The sequence below is a fragment of the Streptomyces sp. 5K101 genome (assembly GCF_046506645.1).
GTDB lineage: Bacteria > Actinomycetota > Actinomycetes > Streptomycetales > Streptomycetaceae > Streptomyces.
Map to the genome: position 1 here is coordinate 1 of NZ_JBKFFO010000038.1, position 22,155 is coordinate 22,155.

The window sequence follows — 22,155 nt, forward strand, 5'->3', positions numbered from 1 at the left end:
ACGCACCCGCGCCAAGATGAAACGCCTGGTCGCAATAGGAATCCTCACCGAGGCCGAGCCCGGCACCTTCAGCAAGAAGCGGTAACCAAGTCCGGAACGGACATCAACTCACGAACCGCCCACTCAGTGGCCGGGTCAGTTCCTGTGACCGAGCACGACACCTGGTCTGGCAGGACAACTTCGATGCACAAGACCTGCTGGCTCGCCCGTGGCGCGCGAACCGGGTTACCACCGGGCGCGCAGTACACCGTCGCTGTCTGGCAGGGCAGCACAGAGCAGTGGGCGGTGTTCGGCGAGGGACAGAGGCAGGACGCAGGCGGCTCGGGCATCGGCCACGTGGACGGTGAGCTTTTGGTAGTCGGTGTCGTCGACGATCGCATGGCTGATCGTCCCGTCCTGCGCTTCCCAGACGAACTGGATGGCCTCCTCCTGGGGCAATGCGGCGAGGACGGCGCCGACGTTCGGGGTCAGGTCGGGCCAGACGGTCAGCAATGCGCGCGGGCCGAGACCGGCGCGCACTGTGTTGAGGTTCTTCGGTGTGATTCGGTGCCAGCGTGCGGCGCCGCGGACGTAGCTTTCCTCGAGGAGTAGCGCATGCTGTGAGGCCAGCGCGGTGTGCACGCGTATCCAGAAGTGCTCGTCGGCCGGCTCCGTCACTTCCGCTTCGTCGACCTCGGCCGCGTAGGGCGAGGCCGTTAGCGGTTCCGGGAAGAGGCCGAGTTCCCGTGTACGGGCCACGGCGTCCGCGCAGGGCCGGTCGCTGCCCACGTACACGTACTGGTCCCACCCGACATGCACGGTAAACAAATCCCCCACCTCCAGTCGGCACCAAGCGCCTTGGTCGCGCAGCATGGCCCGGACCAGTTCCAGGGCGACCGGAAGAGAGACCTCGGCCCCGTCGTGGTAGCCGGTGAGGTCGGGCGGGAAGAGCCCGCCGAGGCCGTGCCCATCAACCGGCGGCTCCACACCGAAGTGGACGAAGCCGGTGACCGTAGGTTCGCGGATCTCCAACCGGTCGATGCCCGATGCCTCCGCGAAGGCGGCGATCGCCGCCAGGTATGCCGCTTCGACAGGTCCGTGGTCGTTGACTGTGTCCTCGGCGCCGGTGTAGTGGCCGTGCACGTCGCGGTCGGCGGGGTCGTACTTGGTGATCCGGTGAACGAAGGACGGCGGCACGCTACTCCTCGGACGGGGCGGACGAAGTGCCCAGCGTAGGTCTCGGTCCCGATTCCGCGGTCGGGGGGCGGCCGCCCTCAGGAGCGGTGAGCCTCGTCGAGGAGGGCGCCTCGGTGATGGCGGCGATTTCGGCGATGCGGTGAAGTGCGTCCTGGTAGGCGTCCGCGTTGCCTGGCATCTTCTGCCAGGTGCGGATGGTGACCGTCGCGGACTGGAGGGCGCCGGGGGTGATGCCGAGGTAGCGGGCAGCCGCAGCGCGGGATCCGCCACGGGTCATCTGGACGAGACGGATCGCGGCGTCTCGGCGCAGTTGTCTTGCGGGCCCGTTCAGTTCGTCCAGTGGCCAGGCCCAGGCATCCGGCAGGAGCTGCGGGATGTCCTTCGGGTCGAGCAGGCCCCGGTGGGTCGGAGGCTGGGGGAAGAGCGCGGGCGGACCGACAGTTCCGTGACGCAGGTGGGTGCTCTCGCCAATGGCGGCGTTCATGCCGGGTGAGCAGTGTGGGGCGAGGCGCTTCAGCCGTCGGTATCCGGCACGGCTGGAGGGGAGCCGGGACAGCACGCGGGCAAGGACTGTCTTGCCGCGCAGGTCGTCGAGGATCCGCACGACGACGGCCATCAGGGCGGCTGCCCGCAGTGGTTCGCCAGGTGGGTGGTCGACGGAGCGAGCCAGCCAGCCGTCTCCTTGAGGTCCGGCTCTTTCGGCGGGTGCTCGATTCAGAGTCTCAGCGTGAGCGGCGACCTCGTCCAGGTGCTCGGCGCTGATGAGGACTTCGGCCGCGGCCGGCCAGGTGCTGCAGATGGCGAGCGTAGTGGCACGGACGTCGTTGAGGAACCGCTGGGGTGACGTAGGCCCGCCCAGGCTTTCGACCTCCTGCCCGTTCATGGAGCGGGCGGCTGCGGTCAGCCGTTGTTGAGCGTGCACCATCGCCTCGGTAGGCCCTTCGCCGGTGGGGGAAGGATGGTCGAGCTGGTGGGCGCATGCCGGGTCCCGACCGGTGCCGGACCGATGGCGGCATTGCGCCGGGTGGAGGCTGCTACGCGGTGACGGGATGAGCTGGGTGGGTCGCCATCTTCCGTCGGCCCGGTAGCCGTTGGAGAAGGCAGGTGCCTGGCAACTGGGGCACCTCCAGTCGAGAAGGCGATGGTGGCGTGTACAGAGGAATGTGTGCGGGAGGCGCCACGAGCCCCGCCAGACCGACCCGCCGGGAAGATCGGCGGTGTCTGCCAGGCAGTCGGGGCAGTACCGGCTGAATGCCGTGAAGACCCAGCCGTCGTTGGCCATGTCGATATAGCTTTGGTGTCGTCCCAGGTAAACGGGGTGCAGAGGGGGATAGCTCGGAGCCTGCGTCGCGAGGGTGAGCGGTGAACCTCGGGCAGGCCGAGGCGACAGACGGTGGCCGTCTGCCGGGCTCGGTTGTCGTCGAGGCGGACGACGTGATGGGTGGGGAACGTCGTCCCGGGCCTGAAGGCGTTGGTGCGGAGCCGGGCGCTCAGCAGCCGGTCGACCCGCTGGCTCATCGGAGTGTCCAGGAGCGGGAGGTTGGCATGGGTGGCCATCCGGTGCAGGTCATAGGCGGATCGCTCGCGCGCGCTCATCACCCGCCACTGCCCGAGCGACCGCACCGGCGCCGGTGCGAAGCCGCGCCGTGCCCGCCGCCAGGTGTCCCATCCCGCGGCCTGGTCCCGCGCAGCAGGCGCCATCAGCCCGAGCCCTATGCCGACCGGCGTCATGACTTCTCCCCCGCCCAGTCAGTGTCCGCCGCCCCGGGGGCGTCCTGCTCTTCGTCGGGGAGGAGGAAGAGGTTCTTAGCCCTGACGGAGTCGGCCAGGAGTGGCGGGGCCGGCGGCGGGACGGGGACGGCGGCCATGCGGCGGCGCCGTCGGTCTGCCTCCACGGCGGCGGTGGCCTGCCGGTGTAAAGCCCGGGCCTCTTGCAAAGACGGCTCTGGTGGCGGGGCCGGGGCGGGCCGGTCGAGGGCTGCGGCCCGGGCCCGCGCGAGTTCTCGCGCCCGGTCGGTCTTCTGCTGCCGGGTCATCTGGGTCGGCCAGGCATCCACCGGCGTCTTGGCGGCCACCAAGCCGAGGAGTACTGGCAGGAGTTGGGCGTCGCTGCGGGGCTTGAGACCGGCCTTGGCGGCCTGCCGCAGGACGTCCCCAACGCGGGCGTCCGAGAACGCGGGCACCTCCTGGCCGGGCGGGAGCCCGTTCCAGAAGAGTTCGTGCCAGGCTCCGTCCAGCTCAATGAAGACCTGGCGGCAGTCCCGGGGATCGCGGTGCACGGCCCACTTCCCCGCGTGCCGGCCGCCCCGGCCCGACAGGCGGCCCCGGTGGGGTTCGAGGACGGGCTGCGGGCGCCGTACCAGAGGCCTCCGATCTTCACGCCGCGCCGGGCGTCGATGCGTACGAAGTGCACGGGCAGCAGCTGGTAGTACAGCTCCGGTGGGGGGATCTCCAGGCAGATTCCGTCCCGCGCGGCCGCGGCGGTGAAGAGGGTGTTCGGGCTGTGTCGGCCGCCCGGATCCCAGGCGGGCGCGTACTGGTCGAGCCGCCGGTTTTGCCAGACCTTCACGATCCACGTGGCCAGCAGGTGCTCCATCTCCGACAGCGTCCACGTCGCGTCGCTCTCCGGATCGCAGCCGCGGTCGGCGATGTCGATACCGCGGTAGCCCAGGAGGAGCTCCAGCAGCAGCGACTGGATCCCGGCGAAGGCCCGCTCGCAGGCGGCCTTATCCGGCGGTCGCATCGCCCGGGCCGGCAGCAGATCGATCCCGAGCGTCGCCGCGGCTTGAACGAAGTGGTGGCTCTTGTAGACGGCGCCATGGTCGCTGGTCACCGTCTCGGGAGCAAAGAACGGCAGCCCGGCGACAGGGTGCCCGGCCAGCTCGGCCACCAGCGCCGCCGGGGCGCCGGGGTAGGGCCATTCCGTCTCCGGCCCCCAGTCCGGCCGCATCGGCAGCGGCAGCAGCACATCCCGCAGCAGCATCGCCACCTCCACCGCCGACTCCGCCACCGGCGTGAGCCGGAACGCGACGATCGAGTGGGTGCAGGCGTCCAGCGCAATCGTCAGGTGCACCGTGATCGGCTCGGCGAAGACATCGTCCAGCACCTTCACCGGCAACGGCGTCGTATCGAGGACCACCACCTGCCCCGGCCTGCTGACATGCACCGTGGCCTCAGGCCGCCACGCCGCGGCGGCCGCGGCCGCCGAACGGACGTACCGCTGGCGGCCTCCGCCCGGCCCGAACCACTCCCGCCACACCTTCGACAGGGTTGTGCGGTGCGGAACTTGGACCTCGCGGTCGGGAAAGCGCTCGCGCTGGTCGGCTCCAGCCCGGAGGCGGTGGCCGCGTTCCTTCACCCGCGACCGGTCGGTGAGCTCCATGGCATCGGCAGTGCTCAGGAGCGGACGCTGACGACGTACGGGGTGCACACAATCGGGCTGCTGGCGAATCTGCCGGAGGCGACGGTGCAGCGGGTGCTGGGCGGGAAGGCGGGCCGGCTGCTGCGCGAGCGTGCCCGCGGAGTTGACCGGCGCAGGGTGGTGCCGGCCGAGCTGCCGCACAGCGCGGCCGCGCAGCGCCGCTTTCCGATCGACACTCTGGCGCCGGAGCTGGTGCGGTCCGCGCTGCTGTCGCTGGCGGTCGAGCTCGGCGAGCGGCTGCGCACGTGCCGGCAGGCGGCGAAGGCGGTGACCATGACGGTGACCTTCGCCGACCGCACCCAGATTCACCGCAGCCGCCAGCTGCCCGGCGGGCCGTCCGCGCACACCGACGATCTGCGTGACGTGGCGTACGACATGTATCGGGCCCTGGGGCTGCAGCGGGCCCGAGTACGGGCGGTCGCCCTGCGCTGCGAGCAGCTCGTGGACGCGGCCACGGCCAGCGAGCAACTCTCCTTCGACGCCGACCGGGAGCACCGGCTGCGCGCCGAGCGGGCCATCGACGCGCTCAACGCCCGCTTCGGCTCCGGCACCTTGGGCCCCGCGGCGAGCTACCCCCAGGCCGGGTGACTCTTCCGCGCCTTCAGGCCTTGGGGCGCTTGGAGCCCTTGCGGCCGTCGGCGAGCTGCTCGAGCAGCTCGGCCGGCTCCGGCCGGATGCCGCTGCCGAGGTAGCGGATGCTCTCGCCTTCCGGAGCGGTGCCGGCGTCCTTGCCGATCGGGTGGCGCCGGCTGGTCGCGGTGCGCCATCCGTACCGCTCGTCCCACACCAGCGCCGGGGAACTCTGGCCGGCGGCAAGCGGGACGGCGGCCGCCACGTGCGCGCCTGCGAGTTGGCGCACCTCGACCTGGACCGGCTCGGCGACGCCGGCCTCGGCCAGGGCGTCGGCGACCTGCTGCAGGTACGGGCGGGCGCGGCGGATGCGCAGTTCAGCCTCGGCGATGGTCGCGGCGCCGCGGTGGGTGACGGTGGGGTAGCCGAGGTGCTCGGCGGCCTCGAGCGGGGTGAGTTCGGGGGTGGCCTCGATCAGGTCGGCGATGCGTCGGCCGCGGAGCTGCGCGAGGCCGGCCTGTGCGGTGGGGAACTTCGCAATGCCCAGGGTGTCGGCGACTTCGATGAGCGTGATGGCCGGGTTGTCGTCGAGGAGTTGGGCGATCCGGGGCAGGATTTCATCGCGCGGGATCATGTCGCCGCTGCCGGTGCGGCGGCCGCCGCCGGCGCCGCGGCCGGGCCGGTCGGCCTTGTACTCGCGCACCACGCGGCGCGGCCAGTGCTCCGTACCGTCCTGTTCGGGGACGAGGACAACGTGCTCGGCCAGCTTGGGGTCGCTCTTGTACTTGTTCCAGCTGGCTGGCGAGACGCCGAGATCGGCGGCGGCCTCGTGGCGGTCCAGCAGGTCCTCGTCGTCGTCGACCGCCGGCAGGGCCGGTACGGGCTGGCCGGCGTGGAAGGCCTTCGTCTGCTCGCTGTCCCACAGCAGCGCCCTCGAGGTCGGCGAGCTGATCGGGGCGGGGTGCCCTTCCTGGGTGTGGGGCTTCTTGTTGCGGAAGGTGCCCAGCGGCATGCCCAGTTGGGCGGCCAGGTCGGCCATGGTCTGTGCGTACTTGAGGCGTCCGGCGCGGATCATCTTCTTCGTTTCTCCATCACGGTGCGGGCGGGGCGCCGGCGAGGGCGCCCCGCCCAGGGCGGGCGTCAGGCGGTTGAGGGGTCCGGCAGGCAGTTCGGCAAGCACGGCTCACCGGGCTCGGCGCCGCATCCGTCGCAGCTGCGGGCGGCGGCGTCGACGAGCGGCCGCAGGTAGGCAAAGGCGCCGGCCGCGTGGGTGAGCGGAACCAGGGCGGCGGCGGTGATGACGTACAAGGCGTGCGGGGCGCGCCCGGTGGCGCGGACGCGGATACCGGCGGTGTCGCCCGGGCCCGAGGCGAGGTCCGGCAGGACGAGGCCGTCGGAGTGCCACTGCACGATGACATCGGCGTCGGCCAGGTCACGGGCGAGCTCGGCAAGTTCAGCAGACGCGGCCTCGGCGGAGGCCGGCCACGCAAGGCGTGCGCTGTCGGAGGCGGCGCGGCCTGCGGCGTCGATGACGGCGGGGGCCTCGAGCTCCTGGACGTGATGGTCTGTATCGCGCCGGGCGAGGTAGATGGGCATGGGCTGCTCCTGGTGTGAGGTGTGTTCGGTGCTGGCGCGCTGCCACGACACGCCAGCGAGACAACAATACCCCCATTGCGTCACCGTCGGCAAGGAAGCGTGCACCTCCTCTGGCGCCGGGCGGATACACTCGCTTACGAGACCGCCTCTCGGGTTCTCCCGCGGAGTGTGTGTTTTCGGTTGGCCGGCGCCCTGCCAGCCGCTTCGGCGGATTGGGCGCCGGCCTTTTGCGTGCCCGCGAATCGCCAGGCAGCCTCCGTCACGCATCAGCCGGGCAGCACAACGGACGCCTTCAGGCATGCCACATTCCGCGATCGTGATGTGCATATGGTATAGTTGTCTTATTGTTCTGGCGGTGGCCAGCACCCCAAGACACTTACGAAGAGCACGACTTGCAGATCAGCAAGGCGCTCGTGGGCTACCCAGGAGAACCGGTGAGAGATAGGGACGACGCATCGGTCATGCTGTCCGACGACGAAAGCCGCGACGTTCTGAGCCGGGTGATCCTTCCGGCGTGGACGAAAGACGCTGCTCGCCAGGACCGGCCGGTCGTCGTGATCGTCGGCGGCCAGCCGGGCGCAGGGAAGACCCAAATCGCCGATCTGATCCAGGCGGTGTTGGACCGCCGGGGCGGAGCGGTGCGAGTCTGCCGCGACCTCTACAAGACCGCGCACCCCCACTACGCCGCGCTCCTGGCCGCCGACATCCGCACCGCAGGCCGGAAGGTGCGACCGGATACGAGCCGCTGGCAGGCGCAGGTTGAGGAGCACGTGCGAGCCTGCGGGTTCGACGCCGTCGTCGAGTCCGCCCTCGCCGACGCCGCTGAGTTCCGCGCCTCGTCCAGGGCGTACCGGCGCTTCGGACACCGGATCGAGATCGTCGTCGTCGCGACCGCGGAGGCGTGGAGCCAGCTCGGAACCCTGGACCACCTTCTGACCGGGGCCGCCAACGGCGAAGGCGCGCGGTACGTGGCGTGGGACAACCTCGACATGTGCGTGACGGGGCTGCCAGCGACGCTAGCGGTCATCGAGGCGGAGCAGCTCGCCGACCGCATCACCGTGGTCCGGCGTGACGGCCCCGTCCTGTACGACAACGAGCTCATCGACGGCACGTGGCAGCGCCGGACCGCTGCCGGCAAGGCCGTGGTGCACGAGCAGCACCGGCCCTGGAACGCCCAGGAGACGTCCGTTTTCCACCGCGAGCTTGCACAGGCCGGGGTGCGGGTGCACCGAGATCTACCCGAGGACGAGCGGCTGGCTGTGCACGCACCTGGATGTCGAGCGGGCTGCGGCGCTCGCCGAGCCGGTCCGCCGGATCGCCCAGCCACGCCGTCGCACTCCCGGCGTCGACTACCACCGACTCTCAGCCGAGGAACACCGCTGGATCTTCGACGAGCTGATCGCCCCGTCATACCTGAGCGGCATCATCAGCCGGGACGATCCGCGCGCCGTCTACGTCCTGGGCCAACCCGGGGCGGGCAAGCTGATGGCCGCCAGAATGGTTCGGCGCGCGATGCGGACCGGCACAACCCGGCTTGTCGGCGACGACTTCAAGGTCTCGCACCCCGACTACTTCCAGCTGCTGCGCGACGACCCCCGCAACGCCGGAGCAGCGATCCGCGCCGACTACCGAGCCTGGTTCGCCCGGGCCGAGGAGTATGTACGGCGCCAGCGCGGCGACGTCCTGATCGAGGCCGCCCCCGGCAGCGTGGAGGAGTTCCTCGACAGCGCGCTGCCGTTCGCTGCCGCCGCCTATCCGGTCGAGCTCGTCGTCCTGGCTGTGCGCGAGGCCGACAGCCGGCTCGCCACCGCGCTGCGGTACGCACGGGCGCTGCAGCTCGGCGTCACCGGCCGGTTCACCACACGCTCCGGACACAAGACGTGCTTCCGCGCGCTTGCCGATGTCGTCGCCGTCGCGGAGCGCCACCCGCAGATCGCGGCCGTGACGGTGATCCGCCGGGACGGGCAGGCCCTGCTGCGCCAGGAAGCCGGCGGCGCCGGGCGGGCGTCGTGGGCGCTCGCCGCCGAGCAGCTCCGCCCGTACACAGAGCCGGAGGCCATCGCATTCCTGCGACTCCACCAGGCGCTGCGCCGTGCTCTGCCGCGGCACCGGGAGGAGCTGGACGAGATCGCCGCGCTCGCCCGGCCCCTGATGCCGCCCGGGGTGCAGCCGGCCCGGCTCGACCGGCCGCATCCGCCCGTCTGGCCCCTCCCTGTGCTGCAGAGGATCTCGGGCTACGCCTGCTTGAGCTCCTTCAGCCGAGCGGCGTAGGCGGCGGCGATCTGGTCGGCCTCCTCCGGGTCGGCGGTCGCCAGCTGGGCTCCGTCAGCCAGCGCGGCCTCTCTGTCGGCCTTCAGTTTCTCGATCCGCTTCTCGTCGGGTACCGGTGTGCGGCGCTCCGCGAGGATCTGGGCGTTGTACCAGTTCACCACCTCCTGGATGGCGTCCTCAGCCGCCTGCTCTTCACCGCCCTCCAGGTCGGAGAAGTCGGGGATATCGGGGTCGGACACGGCGACCACCCTCCTTGTTTGATCTTGAACGGGAACTCGCCATTGTCCTACCGGTGTCTCCCCCAGGACAGCGTGGCCGCCGCAGCGGCCACGCGAAGGGCGGGAAGCCACGCTGTGCGGCGCCGACCAGTCAGGGGATGCTGTCCCCGAAGGGCCCGCCGCAGGACGTAGGTTGGGGCCGGTTGATCATCTAGCGGGGGTGGGCGTGGCGGGACGAGATCTGCGAGCGCTGTTCAGCAGCAACGACCGGGGCATGTCCACGGCGGAGGCGTTCACCAACCGCCAGCTGCAGTGGGAATTGATCGCGGCCGCGCTCGCCGAGCACCTGCGCCACACCGCCGACCGGGGCTTCGACGTCGAGGACCTCGAAGCCCCGGTGATCGTGTTCCACGGCGTCGGCGGCATCGGCAAGACCACACTCTCCCGCAAACTCGAGAACGCGCTCGCCGGCGCCGAGCACCGGCCCGCCCAGTGGGGCGAACCCACCTGGAGCGGCGAGCGGATCCTGCCCGTACGCATCGACCTGGCCCGCTCCGCAAACACGGATTTCGAGCAGCTCGTGCTGACGATCCGGGCCGCGCTCGCCGAACTCGGCCGACCGCTGCCCGCTTTCGACCTGGCGCTACGGCGCTACTGGGAGCGGCAGCACCCTGGGGAGTCGCTGGAGGAGTACCTGCGCCGCGGCGGGCTGCTGGGCCGGTTCGGCAAGGCGATGCCGCAGCAGGTGCAGGCCGCTCTCGCGGACGTCGCCCAGGCACTGCTGCTGCCGGGCAGCGTGGGCACGGCGGTTGGTGCGGTGGCCGGCTCCCTCACGAGGGCGCTGCGGGAGCGGCGGCAGACTGTCCGCGCACTCTCCGGGTGTGCGAGGCTCGCCGATCTGCTGGAGGCCGAGCCCGATCTGGAGGCGCTGTCCTTCTATCCGCACCTGCTGGCGTGGGAGCTGGCCCAGCTCCCTGCGGACAAGCGCGTGACGCCGGTGATCCTGCTGGACACCTTCGAGGACGTCGGCGACCGCACCCACCGTGACCTGGAGCGCCTCATCCAGCGGGTGGTGTGGCTGATGCCCAACGCGTTCTTCATCCTCACCGGCCGCTCCCGGCTGCAGTGGGCCGAGCCGGCGTTGCAGGACCAGCTCGACTACACCGGGCCGGTGGCCTGGCCTGGTCTGGCCGCCTCCGCCGTCGTGCCGACCGCCCGTACCGGGGCGACCGTGGCTGTGCGGAGTCGTGGCCGGCAGGTGCTGGTCGGGGACTTCTCTCCTGAGGACTGCGACGACTACCTCGCCCGCCGGCTCGCCCGCGACGGCCAGCCCCTCATCAACGCTGAGATCCGCCAGGTCATCACCGGCCGCTCCCACGGTCTGCCGCTCTACCTCGATCTGTCGGTGATGCGTTTTCTCGAGATCCGCCGGACCGGCCGCGAGCCGCTTCCGGCCGACTTCGACCATGACTTCGGCGCCCTGATCGCCCGGACCCTGTCCGATCTCACTCCCGAGGAGCGGCACGTCCTGCGCTCCGTCGCGCTGCTGGACGCCTTCGACCTCGCTCTGGCGACCCGGGCCGCGGGCATGACCCACGAAGCACCGGCGATGCGGCTGATCGAGCGGCCCTTCGTCCGCGAAAACGCCTTCGGTCTGTGGCCCTACCACTTGCACGGCCTGATCCGCTCCACCGTGCGCAACGCCGACGACCAGGCCGACGACCGCTGGTCCCCGCGCGACTGGCACCAGGCCGCGACGCGTGCCCTCGCCGCGCTCGGCGAGCAGTGGACCACCGGTACGGGGCGGGACCGGGTGCTGCTCGTCAGCTGCCTGGGCCAAGGCCTGCTGCTCGCCCGCGACTTCCGCCTCGAGCTGGGGTGGCTGGCGGAGGCGGCGTGGAGCTACGTGGGCGACTCCGTGTGGGAGCCGCTCGCCCCACCCACCCGGCCCGAGTCGGCCAGCACGCTGGAGACAGCCGCTGACGCCCTGGTCGAGTTGCTCAGCGCGCTCGCCCGGCGGCAGCACGAGCACCGGGAACGCACCGCCGACCGGCTCGCCGCCGTCGCCGACAGCGGGCTGCTTCCCGCCGATCTGCACGAGATGGCCGTCTACTACCTGGCCAAGGCGCAGCGCGACCTCGGCCGCTCCGAGGCCTCGCGCCGGGGCATGCAGCTCGCCGCCGACGGCGGCGGCCGCCTCGCTCCTGCGGCCCGTCGGGGACTTGCGCACCTGGCCCGTCTCGCCGGCGACTTCCCCACCGCGTGGGACACCGCCCGCACGCTCGGATGGGATGGCCGTCACCACCGTGTCGAGGGCGACATCTGGTGGCCCCACGGCGACATGAACCGCGCGGCCTCCGCCTACGCGGCAGCCCGCACCGAGGCCGAAGAGCACGGCGTCGCCGGCGAACGCGCCACATCCCAGGCACAGCGTGCCTTCGTCGTCGCCTTCACCGACCCCGGCCAGGCCGACGACGAACTCCATCTCGTCGAGCAGCTGCTGACGGGGCTCGACCTGCGGGCCACGACTCTGACGACCCGCATCGCCGCCCTCGTACGCGACGCCGGCACCACCGGTGACGTGGAGGACCGTGCCCGCGTCCTGCGTACCGAGATCAGCGTCTCTGGTCTCACTGCTGCCGAAGTCACGCTCGAGCTCGCGATGTGCTTCCACCACGCTGTCCTCGGCCCCGATGACGCGGTGACCGCCTCCATCGCCCGCCTGCGCGACGTCACTCGGGGCGGCGACTACGCGTACTACGTCGACATCGCCCACTTCATGGCCAACCACTCTCTCAGCGGCGATTCCGCGGCGCGGTGGCTGGACGGCGAGCAGGCCACCCGCAGCCGCTGGCGGGAGCTGGTCACCGCACGGCGCGAGTACCTGCGCAACGCGCGCTGAGACCGGCAATCCTGAGCTGCGGGTTTGCCGGGCTCAGGAATCGAACCTGTCGGTTTCGGGTGCTTGCTGGAGAGGTATCTCAGTTCCGTCAGCAGGATGGGCCGCTGGCTGGGGTGGATTCCGTTGACACCCAAGCTCGGCGCCTGTATCGGCACCCATCGCTCCCGCGCCGCCCGGCCCGCCCGACGACATGAAGCGCGTCAGTCTCACACAGTCCTCCGGTGCGGCAGCCTCCGTCCGTCCCGAACCGGTGAAACGCCTCGCGCAGCGCGGGCATGCTCGGTGCACCGGCAACCTTGCCGTCGGCGTCCCGGTACAGGCGGCACGACACACTCGGCACCGCCACGGCCGGCGCGAAGGGATCCACGCCGTCCAGCAGGATCGTCGGCGAGCCGTTCATCCCCCGCGCGGCGGCCTGCTCCTGGTCATGGACCTCGACCAGCTCCACCTCCGCCGCCCTGCCCGCCAGTGCCGCGGTGACCCGCGCCAGGGCCAGCGGGGCGTTCGGGCACTCCGGAACCGTCAGCACCGTGATCCGCATCCTGCTCATCCTCCCGGCTCGTCGTCCTGCCACGACGCTAGACCTTCCAGCGCACTGGAAGGTCAAGTCGTAGCCTGGAGGCATGCGCATCGGCGACCTCGCGGCGGCCAGCGGGCTGACCACCAAGACCATCCGCTTCTACGAGCAAGCCGGCCTGCTGCCCGTCCCGCCCCGTACCCCCGGCGGCTACCGCGACTACCCCGAGCAGGCCAAGGCCCGGCTCGGCTTCATCCGCGACGCGCAGGGCGCCGGCCTGAGCCTCGCCGAGATCCGCTCCATCCTCGCCCTGCGCGACGGCGGCCAGGCCCCCTGCGCACACGTCACCGCGCTCATCGACCAGCACCTCGCCGACATCGAACGCCGCCTCGCCGAACTGACCGCCACCCGGGAGGCACTGTGCGGCCTCGCCCGGCGCGCTGCCGCCACCGACCCGGCCGCCTGCACCGAGGACGAGATCTGCACCATCCTGGCCGAGGCCAACGACCCGCGCGACGCTCGGTGAAACTCCCCACTTCGTTAAGCACCGGAGCGAGTGAGGCTGGGAGCGGCCGTTTCAAGAATCGCTATCACAGCTCCCTCGCCGCGCAGCCGGTGGAGCGGTCCGAACTGCGGGTGCTGCTCGATCCGGTCCACGGAGTCGGAGCCGTGCAGCTGGTCATACGGCTCGGCTACGCCCCTCAGCCCATGCAATACCCCGGCGTTCCGTGTGGGAGGTACTTGACATTGGGGTGTGACCGAACGCGGCGCGCCAACTCCTCAGGCTCCATCGTCCGCCACTGATGGCCGGAATGATCCAATCTGTCCGAGGCAGACGGAGGATGCTGATTGCCGAGGCGCCGGAGGACGCGATGGTGCATCCGCCCGAGGCGGACAAGGAACCTCTCGACGACGGCGGCCTGCGAACGGCCGAGCAGGCCAGGGAAGTCACCCGCGGTTTCCTGTCGATGGCCGCGCCGCACGGCGGGAGCGGGGCGGACGCGGTGCTGCTGGTGGTGTCGGAGCTATTCACCAATGCGGCGCGGCATGCCGGCGGGGTGACCGGCTTCCGGCTGCGGGCCGGGCCGGGAACGGTGACAGTGGCGGTGCATGACGCCAGCCGAGTCCCACCGCGGCCTGTGCCGTTGGACGCGAGCAGGCCGGGCGGTTTCGGCTGGCATCTGGTGCAGAACCTGTCCGTGGACGTGCAGGTCAGGTTCACCCTCTGGGGGAGATTGTGACGGCAATCGTGCCGTGCCCCACCGGCGCCGCAGACCACGGCGCTGAGCGAAAACCCGGGTGAGCAGCCTGCCGACCACCTCGCCGCGACAATCCACACGGCCACAGCGGCGGAGTTGGGCACCGCCCTTGGCAACTCCGCCGCCTGGCCGGCCAGCACCGGCGCCCACGTTCCACACCTCGCCGCCCTGAGCGCAGGATCCGTGGGCGAGGTGCTGCAGAAGAATGAGCGCGACGTCCGGGTGGAATGTTGCCGAAACTGTTCCGCCGGAGCGGGCGGCAACCCGACCGTGTGATGTCCTCGGTGAAGGCCGAGCCTAGAATCGAGCGGAGGGGCAGGTGAGGGCCGTCAACCGCTGGTAGGCGTCCAGCCCCGCGTGGGACCAGGCCGGTAGCCTGCAGGGGTGAGCGCGCAGGTGCGGGTGAACACCCGGTAGTACGGAGGACGGCGATAGCCCAGCGCCAGCAGCACCACCACCACGAGAGTGATGACGAGCCGGGTGGGCAGGGTCTTCCACACCGGCCGTCCCTCGCCGATGTCGTAGACGGCGTTGGAGGCCCGCATGAACGCCGCGATGTAGCCCGAGGCCGACCACAGCGCGATCACGATACCGATGAGCAGCGCGATGCCGGCCTTGCCCTGGCTGCTCTGCAGCTGCGTCAGCATGCTGGTGAAGATGTCGCGGGCGGCACCGGGAGCCAGACTGCCGAAATTGTCGATGAGGGGCTTGATGCTCGCAGAGCCCAGCAGGCCCAGGATAGAGATCAGGGCCAGCAGGGCGGGGAAGATCGCCAACACCCCGTAGTAGGTCAGGGCGGCCGCCCAGTCGGTCAGGTTGTCCTCCTTGAACTCCCTCATGGTGCGCTTGAGCACTCCACCCCACGACCGCTTGGGCAGCTGGCCGGGCTTCTCCGCAGGCTGCCGCCTTCCCCGCCCGGAACCTGCGTCGTCTTGTGGCTTCCTGGCCATGGTCACCCTCCTCCTTCGGTGTCCGCCGCGCAGGCCGGGGAAGGAGGAGCCCGGTCTGCGCAGCAGTCTCTTCCCCCCTTGTCATGCAAGAGGTCAGGCGGGTCCCGAACTCTGCCCGCGTGCTTCACCGGCCACCTGTTGTCCGGACTGGCGGGCCTGATCGGTCACCTGCGCCGCCTGGTCGCCGGCTTCCTCCTTGGTGGTACGGGCGGCGTCGGTGGCGGTGTCCTTGACCTGCCCGGCTGCCTGCTTGGCGGTCTCGGTGGCGTCCTCCTTCAGCTGCTGGGCCGACTCCAGCGCCGCCTGCTTGACGGGCTCGACAGCCTCACTTTCGGAGAGCTGGGTGGCTGCCTGCTGCTCGGCCTCGGAGACCGGCAGCAGTGAAGCGGTCAGCAGCCCGGCGCCGAAGGCGATCAGCCCGGCGGCGAGCGGGTTTCCCTGCGTCTGCCGCATGGCTTGCTCTGGTGCCCTGCCGACCGTGTCACCGACCTGCTCGGCCGTCTGGCGCACGGTGTCCGCGGCCTCGCCCGCGCTCTCTTTCACCGACTCGGTGGCCTGCTGGGTTCGGCCACGGGCTGTCCCTGCGGAGTCGGTCACGGTTCCCATGACGCGCTCACGCAGCCCCGACATCGCACCGCGCACCCGCTGCTTGCGGCGGCGCACCATCCGTCCGGGGCTGGCACGGTCGGCAAGCCGGTCGACGTCCTGCGACAGCCGTTCCCGGGTGGTGTCGATCTGGGCCCTCATTTGGTCGGGTGACGTGCCCATTGCGCATCCTCTTTCAGCGTCTCTACGGTCTGTTCGGGCTTCGGGGAGACCTCCCGCATCCGGGTGCGGCCCATCGCGTACAGGACGGCCGCGATCGCCGCCCATACGGCGGTGATGATCAAGGCCGCCCAGGCGGCGTCCATCACATTGGAGAGGCCGAAGACCGCTGCGAGCGACAGGAACAGCGCCACCATGTATCCGGCGAAACCGGCGCCTCCGAACATTCCGGCGGCCTTGCCGGCCTTGGTGGCCTCTTCACGGATCTCCGTCTTGGCCAGCTCCACCTCCTGACGGAATAGCGTCTGCACGTCCGAGGTCACCGCGGACAACAGCTCGCCGACCGAGCGGTCCCGGCCTGGGCCGTCCGCTCCACCCGCAGGAGGCTGAGGCGAGATCGATGACATCTCACACCCCCGGGTGAGCGGGCAGACCCGGCGCAGTGCCGGGGGGCAGCGAGCTGCTCTCCTCCGGCAGCGGCCGCACGGCGCCGCTGGGCAGCGGGCTGCTCTCCTCCCGCAGCGGCTGCGGAGGCTGGGGGGACTGGGCGGCCTTGGTGCCGGCCTTGGCCAGGCGGCCGACCACCAGACCGGCCAGCACCGCCCCGCCCAGGAACGCCCCCGGCCGCCGGCGCCCGAAGTCCTGCAGATCGCCTATCAGGCCCTGCACACCGTTCTTTTCCAGGTAGTCCGCCGCGCGACGGCCCCCGTCGGCGGCCTGGGCTGCCAGGCTGCGGGCCGGGGAGTCACCCGAGGCGTTCTCCGCCATCCCGGCAAGATCATCGGCCCACTGCCGCACGGTTGTGGCCAGACGCTCCATCTGCCCTTGGCCCTCGTCCACCGCGCGCTGCCGCAGATCACGTATCGCACTGCCTGCCTGCTGGCGTGCCTCACCGGCAACCGCTTTGGCCTGCTCGGCCACAGTACCGGCGACCTCACCGACCGCCTGCCCGGTCCGATCGGCCGCGGCCGACGCCTGTTCCTTCGCCGCCTGCCCCGTCTGCTGAACACGACCGCCGTCGCTCATAAGCCATTCCTCCTTCGGTGCCCGAAAACGGCCGACGGAGTCGGCTCGTCCGGATTCACGTCAGGAGGGCGAGTACCCCACGTGTCCATGCAAAACAGTCATTGCCTGTTGGGCCTGGCGAGCGACGGCGGCAGCGATCACCAGGTCTTCAGTAGAGTGCCTTGAGGCCCTCGCGTGTACGAAGGCACGGGGAAGAGCAGGTGGCCTCTGTGTCTCTCCTGGCTGGTGGTCCGATTCAGGGACGGGCAGCGGCAGGAGCTGTTTGCCGCTGGGCGCAGCCACAGACTGCGGATGGGACCGATGCCAGCCGGGCCAAAGATCTGATTGAGCCTCGACATCAGCCTCGACGCGACAAGACGCATCTGTGTAGCCCATGCCTGCGAATCGGCGCGTGCGTGCAGTGCGCCGGTCGTCTCGTTGAAGTGGGTGATGGAGACGTGCCGAGCGATCTGGGGAACCGCTTCCTCCCACAGGGAGACCACCACGGGAGAGACGGGGAGCCAGCCGGACTTTCGCTCCACCAGATCGGCAAGTGCCTTGCCGATGAGCACCGGTGAGCTGTTGCGCCGCCACCGGCCCCGTGTGGGAGCGATACGGCGCCTGGAGGCGGCGGCCCCACGGCGTCGCGCGTCTTCCTTCGCCGCTCTCAAGGTGGCGGCAGCAAGATCCTCGGTCCGGGCAGGCTGATCGGATTCATTCAGGGTGGTCACCACGCCCCTTCCATCTACCGGCCGGCGGCCGAGGCCGCGAGGGGCGCCGGCCTGTGGATGCGATGCGATCAGGTCGGGTTCAGCGGGGTGATGCCCGTTCCCGCGTACAGATCGGGCTCAAGTGACAAAACCGTGAGCGGCTCACCCGCCTTGACCGCCTGCCAGGCGATTGCCGCCGCGTGAGCCACTGGCCAGTCCACGTTTCTCCAGTCCATCGCATCCACGGCGTGCTCTGTGCTGAAGGGGACGTTCTCCGCGAAGCGCAGCGACGCGGCGTGCTTGCCCGCTCCTGCAACCTGACGCTCGGCAGCGAGGACGGACAGCGACGGGACCAGGACGCGACCGGTGCCTCGCGACGCCTCGATGTACAGGCCGGTGAAGAACGGGTCCGCCCGATAGAGGGCGGTCAACGCGGTGTGGTCCAGGACGGCCGTCACATTCATGCGGCGGCGCTGCCCTGATGGGCGCGGATCTTCGCCCAGGCGTCTTGGCCGGCCTGCTCGACCTGCTCGGTGTACTCGACGCCGAGCTCCGAAGCCGCCTCGAGGGCGCGCTGCTCCCGCTCGGCAGCCGTGAGCTCGCGGGTAGCGAGCTCCTCCAGCAGCTCCGTGATCGTGGTGCCGCGCTCGTCCGCGAGGATGCGCAGCCTGTCGCGCACCTCTTCGCTGGTCTTGATACTCGTCGGCTTACTCATGGCGACGATTCTACCGCCGGTAGAACACATCAGTCCGCCCCTCGCGCTCCTTTGTGGCGCGGCGGGTAGCCGATCGGCGCCGGGCCTCACGGTGGCCGAGGAAGGAGCGCCGAGCCGATGGACCTGCTGCGGTGATCTTGGCCGGCTGGGTCGCGGGCGGGTGGGCGCAGTCGTAGACAGGACATGAGCGAGCGAGTACACGTACGGCGGCGATCCTCGGGACATCCCGGGCTGACATGCCGCCGCCCTGACCGAGGGCGGATCGATGGTGCTGCGTCCTCCGGTGGAGCCGATGCTGGCCCAGGCCCGGGAATCGGTGCCGGGACCGGGCGTGCTGCCCGGTGGGCTGGCGTTCGAGGCGAAGTTCGACGGCTACCGCGCCCTGCTGTTCACCCCCAACCGTGCCGGCGGTGCGGTGCTGCTGCAGTCGCGGCGCGGCAGCCTGATCCAAAGGCACTTCCCCGATCTGGTCGCCGCGGCGCGGCAGTCCGGACGGCCTGGTCCTCGATGGCGAGCTGGTGGTGTGGTCGGGGGACCGGTTGTCGTTCGAGGCGCTGCAGCGCCGCGCGGTGTCGGGCGCGCGCACCGTTGACGACCTGGCCACCAGGATGCCGGCGCACTTCATCGCCTTCGACGTCCTCCAGGCCGACGGCCAAGAGCTGCTCACCGAGCCGTACCAGCGGCGCCGCGATGCTCTGGAGAACCTCTTCCAGGAGCACGGTCTGACGCCGCCGTGGACGCTGTGCCCGATGACGACCGACCCGGCGCTCGCGCAGGAGTGGCTCACCTCGTGGACCCGCGTCCCGGGTGTGGAAGGCGTCGTCATCAAGGGGCTTCGGCAGCGGTATGTGCCGGGTGCCCGGGCCTGGTTCAAGGTCCGGCGCCGCGAGACGACCGAGGCCGTCATCGGCGCGGTCACCGGCAGCCTGGCCCGGCCGCAACTCCTCGTCCTCGGACGCTACGACACCGACCACCGGCTGCGCCCGGTGGGCCGCACCACGCCGCTGCGGCCGGATGCCGCCCGGCAGCTCGCCGACCACCTCACCACCTCCGGCCCCGGGCATCCGTGGACCGGGGTGCAGTTCAGCGTCACCTGGGGCAGCCGCGAGGTCCTCGACCCGATTCTTGTCCTCCCAATCGTCGTCGCGGAGGTGAGTGCCGACACCGCCATCGACCGCGGCGCCTGGCGCCACCCACTGCGCTACGTGCGCCTGCGCCCAGGAGCGTGGGTCGGTAATGGCCCAGCCGACGAGCGGTTGTGGATCGGCTGATGGCCGGTCGCGGCCGTTTGTTCGGGCCCGGTGCCGCAGTGGTGGGCTCGGTGGGCCGTTGTTCAGGGGGCTCTGTCCGGGCCGTCAGGCTCGGGCGGCGGCCAGCCCGGCGGTTCCGGCGTACCGGAAGATCTTGCGGAGGTTGTGGCAGGCCGCCAGCAGTCGCCATTCGCCACGGGCCCCGTTCGCACCGCGCAGGAGCAGTTCACGGCCATCCTGGCAGGTCATAATCTGGCCGAATACGGGTTCGACGATGGCCTTGCGGCGGCTGTAGGCGGCGCGGCCGGGTTTGGTCCGCAGCTTGCGGGCCATGCGCTCACGGGCCGTGGCGTCCTGTGGGATGCGCCCGCGCGGTGCGGCGCTGACCTGCTCGTCGTGGGTCAGACGACCGGTGGCCATGAACGTGTCGGTGCCGTGCTCTTCCTTGCGGTCGGCCGCGGCCGCGAGGTTCGCCTCGGAGCAGTACCCTGCGTCGACCAGCGCCTGCTTGGGATGGATACCGGTGTTCGCGGCGGACTGGTCGAGCATCATGGTGTAGTTCAGCACGTCCGAGGGGTTCGTCGTCACATCGGCGGCGGTGATGATTTGGTGCGCGCCGTCCACGACGGCCTGGGCGTTGTAGGCCTGGATGTAGGCCCCGTCGCTGTTCTGAGCTGCACCCAGTTTCGTGGAGTCCCTGATGCCAGGGTTACGATCCTGGCGAAGGAGATCCATGGCCAGCGCCGCCGCATTCCTCTGCGCCAGGTGCAGCGACTGGGTGAAGATCCCGGCCAGGGCGTCCAGGTGCCGGGCCCGGAACCTGGATATCGACCGGTAATCCGGGCTGGCCCCGGCGGCCAGGTAGCGGAAGACCACATCATCGGTGTACTTGCGCTCGATCGCCCGCGACGAGCGCACCCCGGTTGTGTAGCCGTAGATCAACAGCTGGACCATCAGACGCGGGTCATACGGCGGGAACCCGCGCTTCTCGGTGTAGGACGCCAGGATCGGGGCCAGGTCCAGGACCTCGTCGACCAACTCGGCGACGAACCGCGCCAGATGGTCCTGCGGCAACCACTCATCCAGCGACGGCGGCAGCAACATCATCTGATCGGGGACGAACACCCGGAACGTCTTCTTCACCGGCACCGTCGGCGCGGTCTGCGGCTCAACCACCGCCGCCGGATCCACCTCGAACAGGCCATCCCCACCAGACATACCAGGATTCTTCCATACGGAAGATCACGAACAGGAGGCGGCGTCGGGCTCAACTGCTTGATTGACCGCCAATGTCCGCGGCCAGCGCCGCGTAGATGTACTCGCTGCCCCAGCGATCCCCGTCGAGGTCGTTTTCGACCAGGTGCGCCTCCCGACGCATCCCGAGGCGCTCACAGACCCGCACAGACCCGGTGTTCTCCACATCCAGCCGTGCGTAGAGCCGGTGCACGCCCAGCGTGTCGAAGGCAAACCCGGCCAGCGCCGCGGCCGCCTCGGTTGCGTAGCCGTGCCCCTGGTGACGTGGATCGAGAGTCCAGCCGATCTCGGCCTGGGCGGCGCGGGCATCGGCCAGGGCGAGGCTCACCTCGCCAAGGACGCCGGGCTCATCGCGTCGGCAGACAGCGAGCGCCAGCTTGTCCCCGTCGGCGCGCCAGGCCGTCTGCGCCGCGCGCTCGGCGGCAACCTGCTCGCTGCGCTCCTGCGTGTGCGCCGGCCGGTACAAGTAGCGTGCCACGCTTGGCAGGCTCTGGTAGGCGTACAGGTCGTCGGCGTCGCCGGGAGTGAACAGACGCAGTGACAACCGGGCCGTGGTCAACGGCAGCAGCGAGGCGACGTCCATGCGGACCTCCGGGACGCGGATGTGGATCAAGATGCGGACTGATTTTCGCATCACGACTGCCCGCCAGCCATGCCTTTTCAACAGCAGCGCCCGACAGCCCCACTCCCGCGAGGCTCGGCATTCCAGGAGTTGTTTACTGACCCACGCTCCTAGACGTCACCACAGACGACGTGCCGCCGTTCGGCGAAGGCACGACGCCCGCCGCCGGCTGACGACCCGCGGCCCGGCCGCGGGTCAACAAATTCGAACAGGCGTATGGTGTCGTCATGGCCGACAGCGACTTCCCCGATGACCTCCTGGCCGCTCAAACCCGCCTGCACCAGGCCACAGCAGAGCTCGCCGCCCTGTGCCGCACCCTGCCCTGGTCAGTGGAGCCCATGGACGGCTGGCCCGGGACCGAGCACCCGCACACCGGTGAAGTGACCGGCGGGCGGGAGCCGAGCCCCGGATGGACTGAGGAGCAGAAGCAGGCGGTGAAGCGTCTGCGGATGGAGTGCACGGACCTGGCGGTCCGTATTGCTGCGCACCCGCACTGGGAGACCGTGGAGGCTGAGAAGCGTCTCGAGGAGCGGATGCGGCTGAAGCAGGCCACCCTGCTGGCCGCGGCGCCCGTCGCCAACGTCGACACGGCCGCCTGACGCACACCAGACGAGCATCGCCATGTCCGAGACCATGCCCGAGCTGTCGCGCCTCCAGAAGCTGCGCGTCGTGGAGGAGTACCAGGCGTACCAGCTCGAGCGGACCCGGGCCGCCATCAGCGAGCTGGAGGCGGAACGCGATCGAGTCCGTGAACGCCAGGATCCGGCGGGCGGTCAAGGCCCGTGGGCACTTCCCGAACGAGACCGCCGCCCTGAAGTGCGTCTACATGGCCATCATGTCGCTCGACCCCACAGGCAAGGGCCAGGCCCGCTGGACCATGCGCTGGAAGACCGCCCTGAACGCCTTCGACATCACCTTCGACGGCCGCCTCTCCGCCGCTCGCCAGTAACCCCA

24 protein-coding genes and 3 pseudogenes are annotated in these 22,155 nt (G+C 70.5%); 10 read left to right on the forward strand and 17 right to left on the reverse strand.

From position 1 onward, the window contains the following. Positions 1 to 225: 225 nt before the first annotated feature. The 4 genes and pseudogenes from ACLB9X_RS33115 to ACLB9X_RS33130 all read right to left on the reverse strand — a co-directional run bounded on the left by ACLB9X_RS33115 (position 226) and on the right by ACLB9X_RS33130 (position 4,435). On the reverse strand, positions 226 to 1,176 hold the full coding sequence (locus ACLB9X_RS33115; RefSeq protein ID WP_410364129.1) for an RNA-binding protein: 951 nt from the start codon (positions 1,174 to 1,176) through the stop codon (positions 226 to 228). A gap of 1 nt (position 1,177) precedes the next feature. Further along, on the reverse strand, positions 1,178 to 2,101 hold the full coding sequence (locus ACLB9X_RS33120; protein ID WP_410364130.1) for a hypothetical protein: 924 nt from the start codon (positions 2,099 to 2,101) through the stop codon (positions 1,178 to 1,180). A 219-nt stretch (positions 2,102 to 2,320) separates the two neighbouring features. Further along, a pseudogene (locus ACLB9X_RS33125) lies at positions 2,321 to 2,566 on the reverse strand (TniQ family protein); the annotation flags it as partial. A gap of 642 nt (positions 2,567 to 3,208) precedes the next feature. Further along, positions 3,209 to 4,435: a hypothetical protein gene (locus ACLB9X_RS33130; RefSeq protein ID WP_410364131.1), complete on the reverse strand. Its 1,227-nt coding sequence runs from the start codon at positions 4,433 to 4,435 to the stop codon at positions 3,209 to 3,211. An 18-nt stretch (positions 4,436 to 4,453) separates the two neighbouring features. On the opposite strand from ACLB9X_RS33130, the gene ACLB9X_RS33135 reads away from it, so the two are divergent. Then, entirely contained in the window at positions 4,454 to 5,185 is a 732-nt protein-coding gene (locus ACLB9X_RS33135) for a DNA polymerase thumb domain-containing protein (RefSeq protein ID WP_410364132.1), read from the forward strand. 13 nt (positions 5,186 to 5,198) lie between these two features. On the opposite strand, the gene ACLB9X_RS33140 is transcribed toward ACLB9X_RS33135, so the two are convergent. Both ACLB9X_RS33140 and ACLB9X_RS33145 read right to left on the reverse strand, forming a co-directional pair. After that, positions 5,199 to 6,242, reverse strand: a complete 1,044-nt coding sequence (locus ACLB9X_RS33140; protein ID WP_410364133.1) for a DUF6292 family protein — start codon at positions 6,240 to 6,242, stop codon at positions 5,199 to 5,201. A gap of 65 nt (positions 6,243 to 6,307) precedes the next feature. Further along, entirely contained in the window at positions 6,308 to 6,763 is a 456-nt protein-coding gene (locus ACLB9X_RS33145; protein ID WP_410364134.1) for a hypothetical protein, read from the reverse strand. Between the two features lie 461 nt (positions 6,764 to 7,224). Between ACLB9X_RS33145 and ACLB9X_RS33150 the strand changes: the two are divergent. Further along, a pseudogene (locus ACLB9X_RS33150) lies at positions 7,225 to 7,803 on the forward strand (zeta toxin family protein); the annotation flags it as partial. A gap of 163 nt (positions 7,804 to 7,966) precedes the next feature. Further along, positions 7,967 to 9,034 (forward strand): zeta toxin family protein, encoded by a 1,068-nt coding sequence (locus ACLB9X_RS33155; RefSeq protein ID WP_410364135.1) that lies wholly within the window; start codon positions 7,967 to 7,969, stop codon positions 9,032 to 9,034. Here the strand turns inward: ACLB9X_RS33155 and ACLB9X_RS33160 are convergent. Continuing rightward, positions 8,998 to 9,273: a hypothetical protein gene (locus ACLB9X_RS33160; protein ID WP_410364136.1), complete on the reverse strand. Its 276-nt coding sequence runs from the start codon at positions 9,271 to 9,273 to the stop codon at positions 8,998 to 9,000. The genes ACLB9X_RS33155 and ACLB9X_RS33160 overlap by 37 nt on opposite strands. A gap of 205 nt (positions 9,274 to 9,478) precedes the next feature. Here ACLB9X_RS33160 and ACLB9X_RS33165 point away from each other — a divergent pair, with 205 nt between their 5' ends. Then, complete coding sequence (locus ACLB9X_RS33165; RefSeq protein WP_410364137.1) at positions 9,479 to 12,154, forward strand: ATP/GTP-binding protein; 2,676 nt, start codon at positions 9,479 to 9,481, stop codon at positions 12,152 to 12,154. 88 nt (positions 12,155 to 12,242) lie between these two features. Here ACLB9X_RS33165 and ACLB9X_RS33170 read toward each other — a convergent pair whose 3' ends face one another. Further along, positions 12,243 to 12,695 (reverse strand): hypothetical protein, encoded by a 453-nt coding sequence (locus ACLB9X_RS33170; protein WP_410364138.1) that lies wholly within the window; start codon positions 12,693 to 12,695, stop codon positions 12,243 to 12,245. Positions 12,696 to 12,777: 82 nt separating this feature from the next. Between ACLB9X_RS33170 and ACLB9X_RS33175 the strand changes: the two genes are divergently transcribed. Both ACLB9X_RS33175 and ACLB9X_RS33180 read left to right on the forward strand, forming a co-directional pair. Further along, positions 12,778 to 13,197, forward strand: coding sequence for a heavy metal-responsive transcriptional regulator (locus ACLB9X_RS33175; RefSeq protein WP_410364139.1), 420 nt, complete (start codon positions 12,778 to 12,780; stop codon positions 13,195 to 13,197). Between the two features lie 316 nt (positions 13,198 to 13,513). After that, entirely contained in the window at positions 13,514 to 13,912 is a 399-nt protein-coding gene (locus ACLB9X_RS33180; protein ID WP_410364140.1) for an ATP-binding protein, read from the forward strand. A gap of 347 nt (positions 13,913 to 14,259) precedes the next feature. Here ACLB9X_RS33180 and ACLB9X_RS33185 read toward each other — a convergent pair whose 3' ends face one another. The 7 genes from ACLB9X_RS33185 to ACLB9X_RS33215 all read right to left on the reverse strand — a co-directional run bounded on the left by ACLB9X_RS33185 (position 14,260) and on the right by ACLB9X_RS33215 (position 18,075). Beyond that, entirely contained in the window at positions 14,260 to 14,880 is a 621-nt protein-coding gene (locus tag ACLB9X_RS33185; RefSeq protein ID WP_410364141.1) for a YihY/virulence factor BrkB family protein, read from the reverse strand. Positions 14,881 to 14,973: 93 nt separating this feature from the next. Further along, a complete protein-coding gene (locus ACLB9X_RS33190) occupies positions 14,974 to 15,648 on the reverse strand; it encodes a DUF3618 domain-containing protein (protein ID WP_410364142.1) in 675 nt (224 codons plus the stop codon). Continuing rightward, positions 15,624 to 15,932, reverse strand: a complete 309-nt coding sequence (locus tag ACLB9X_RS33195; RefSeq protein WP_410364143.1) for a phage holin family protein — start codon at positions 15,930 to 15,932, stop codon at positions 15,624 to 15,626. Before ACLB9X_RS33195 ends, ACLB9X_RS33190 begins: the two co-directional genes overlap by 25 nt. A gap of 121 nt (positions 15,933 to 16,053) precedes the next feature. After that, positions 16,054 to 16,671: a hypothetical protein gene (locus ACLB9X_RS33200; protein WP_410364144.1), complete on the reverse strand. Its 618-nt coding sequence runs from the start codon at positions 16,669 to 16,671 to the stop codon at positions 16,054 to 16,056. Between the two features lie 137 nt (positions 16,672 to 16,808). Continuing rightward, a complete protein-coding gene (locus ACLB9X_RS33205) occupies positions 16,809 to 17,384 on the reverse strand; it encodes a DciA family protein (RefSeq protein ID WP_410364145.1) in 576 nt (191 codons plus the stop codon). A gap of 65 nt (positions 17,385 to 17,449) precedes the next feature. Further along, positions 17,450 to 17,824 carry a PIN domain-containing protein gene (locus ACLB9X_RS33210; RefSeq protein ID WP_410364146.1) on the reverse strand — a complete coding sequence of 125 codons (375 nt, stop codon included), beginning with the start codon at positions 17,822 to 17,824 and terminating at the stop codon, positions 17,450 to 17,452. Continuing rightward, a complete protein-coding gene (locus ACLB9X_RS33215; RefSeq protein ID WP_410364147.1) occupies positions 17,821 to 18,075 on the reverse strand; it encodes a hypothetical protein in 255 nt (84 codons plus the stop codon). Before ACLB9X_RS33215 ends, ACLB9X_RS33210 begins: the two co-directional genes overlap by 4 nt. 265 nt (positions 18,076 to 18,340) lie before the next feature. Between ACLB9X_RS33215 and ACLB9X_RS33220 the strand changes: the two genes are divergently transcribed. Further along, positions 18,341 to 18,667 carry a hypothetical protein gene (locus tag ACLB9X_RS33220; protein WP_410364148.1) on the forward strand — a complete coding sequence of 109 codons (327 nt, stop codon included), beginning with the start codon at positions 18,341 to 18,343 and terminating at the stop codon, positions 18,665 to 18,667. After that, entirely contained in the window at positions 18,615 to 19,346 is a 732-nt protein-coding gene (locus ACLB9X_RS33225) for an ATP-dependent DNA ligase (protein ID WP_410364149.1), read from the forward strand. The genes ACLB9X_RS33220 and ACLB9X_RS33225 overlap by 53 nt, the downstream gene beginning before the upstream one ends. An 84-nt stretch (positions 19,347 to 19,430) precedes the next feature. Here ACLB9X_RS33225 and ACLB9X_RS33230 read toward each other — a convergent pair whose 3' ends face one another. Both ACLB9X_RS33230 and ACLB9X_RS33235 read right to left on the reverse strand, forming a co-directional pair. Then, complete coding sequence (locus ACLB9X_RS33230; RefSeq protein WP_410364151.1) at positions 19,431 to 20,543, reverse strand: transposase; 1,113 nt, start codon at positions 20,541 to 20,543, stop codon at positions 19,431 to 19,433. Between the two features lie 49 nt (positions 20,544 to 20,592). Further along, complete coding sequence (locus ACLB9X_RS33235) at positions 20,593 to 21,162, reverse strand: GNAT family N-acetyltransferase (protein ID WP_410364153.1); 570 nt, start codon at positions 21,160 to 21,162, stop codon at positions 20,593 to 20,595. Between the two features lie 266 nt (positions 21,163 to 21,428). Here ACLB9X_RS33235 and ACLB9X_RS33240 point away from each other — a divergent pair, with 266 nt between their 5' ends. Together ACLB9X_RS33240 and ACLB9X_RS33245 are read left to right on the forward strand one after the other, a co-directional pair. After that, positions 21,429 to 21,800: a hypothetical protein gene (locus tag ACLB9X_RS33240; protein WP_410364154.1), complete on the forward strand. Its 372-nt coding sequence runs from the start codon at positions 21,429 to 21,431 to the stop codon at positions 21,798 to 21,800. A gap of 134 nt (positions 21,801 to 21,934) precedes the next feature. Further along, positions 21,935 to 22,150, forward strand: a pseudogene (locus ACLB9X_RS33245) (transposase); the annotation flags it as partial. Positions 22,151 to 22,155 lie beyond the last annotated feature (5 nt).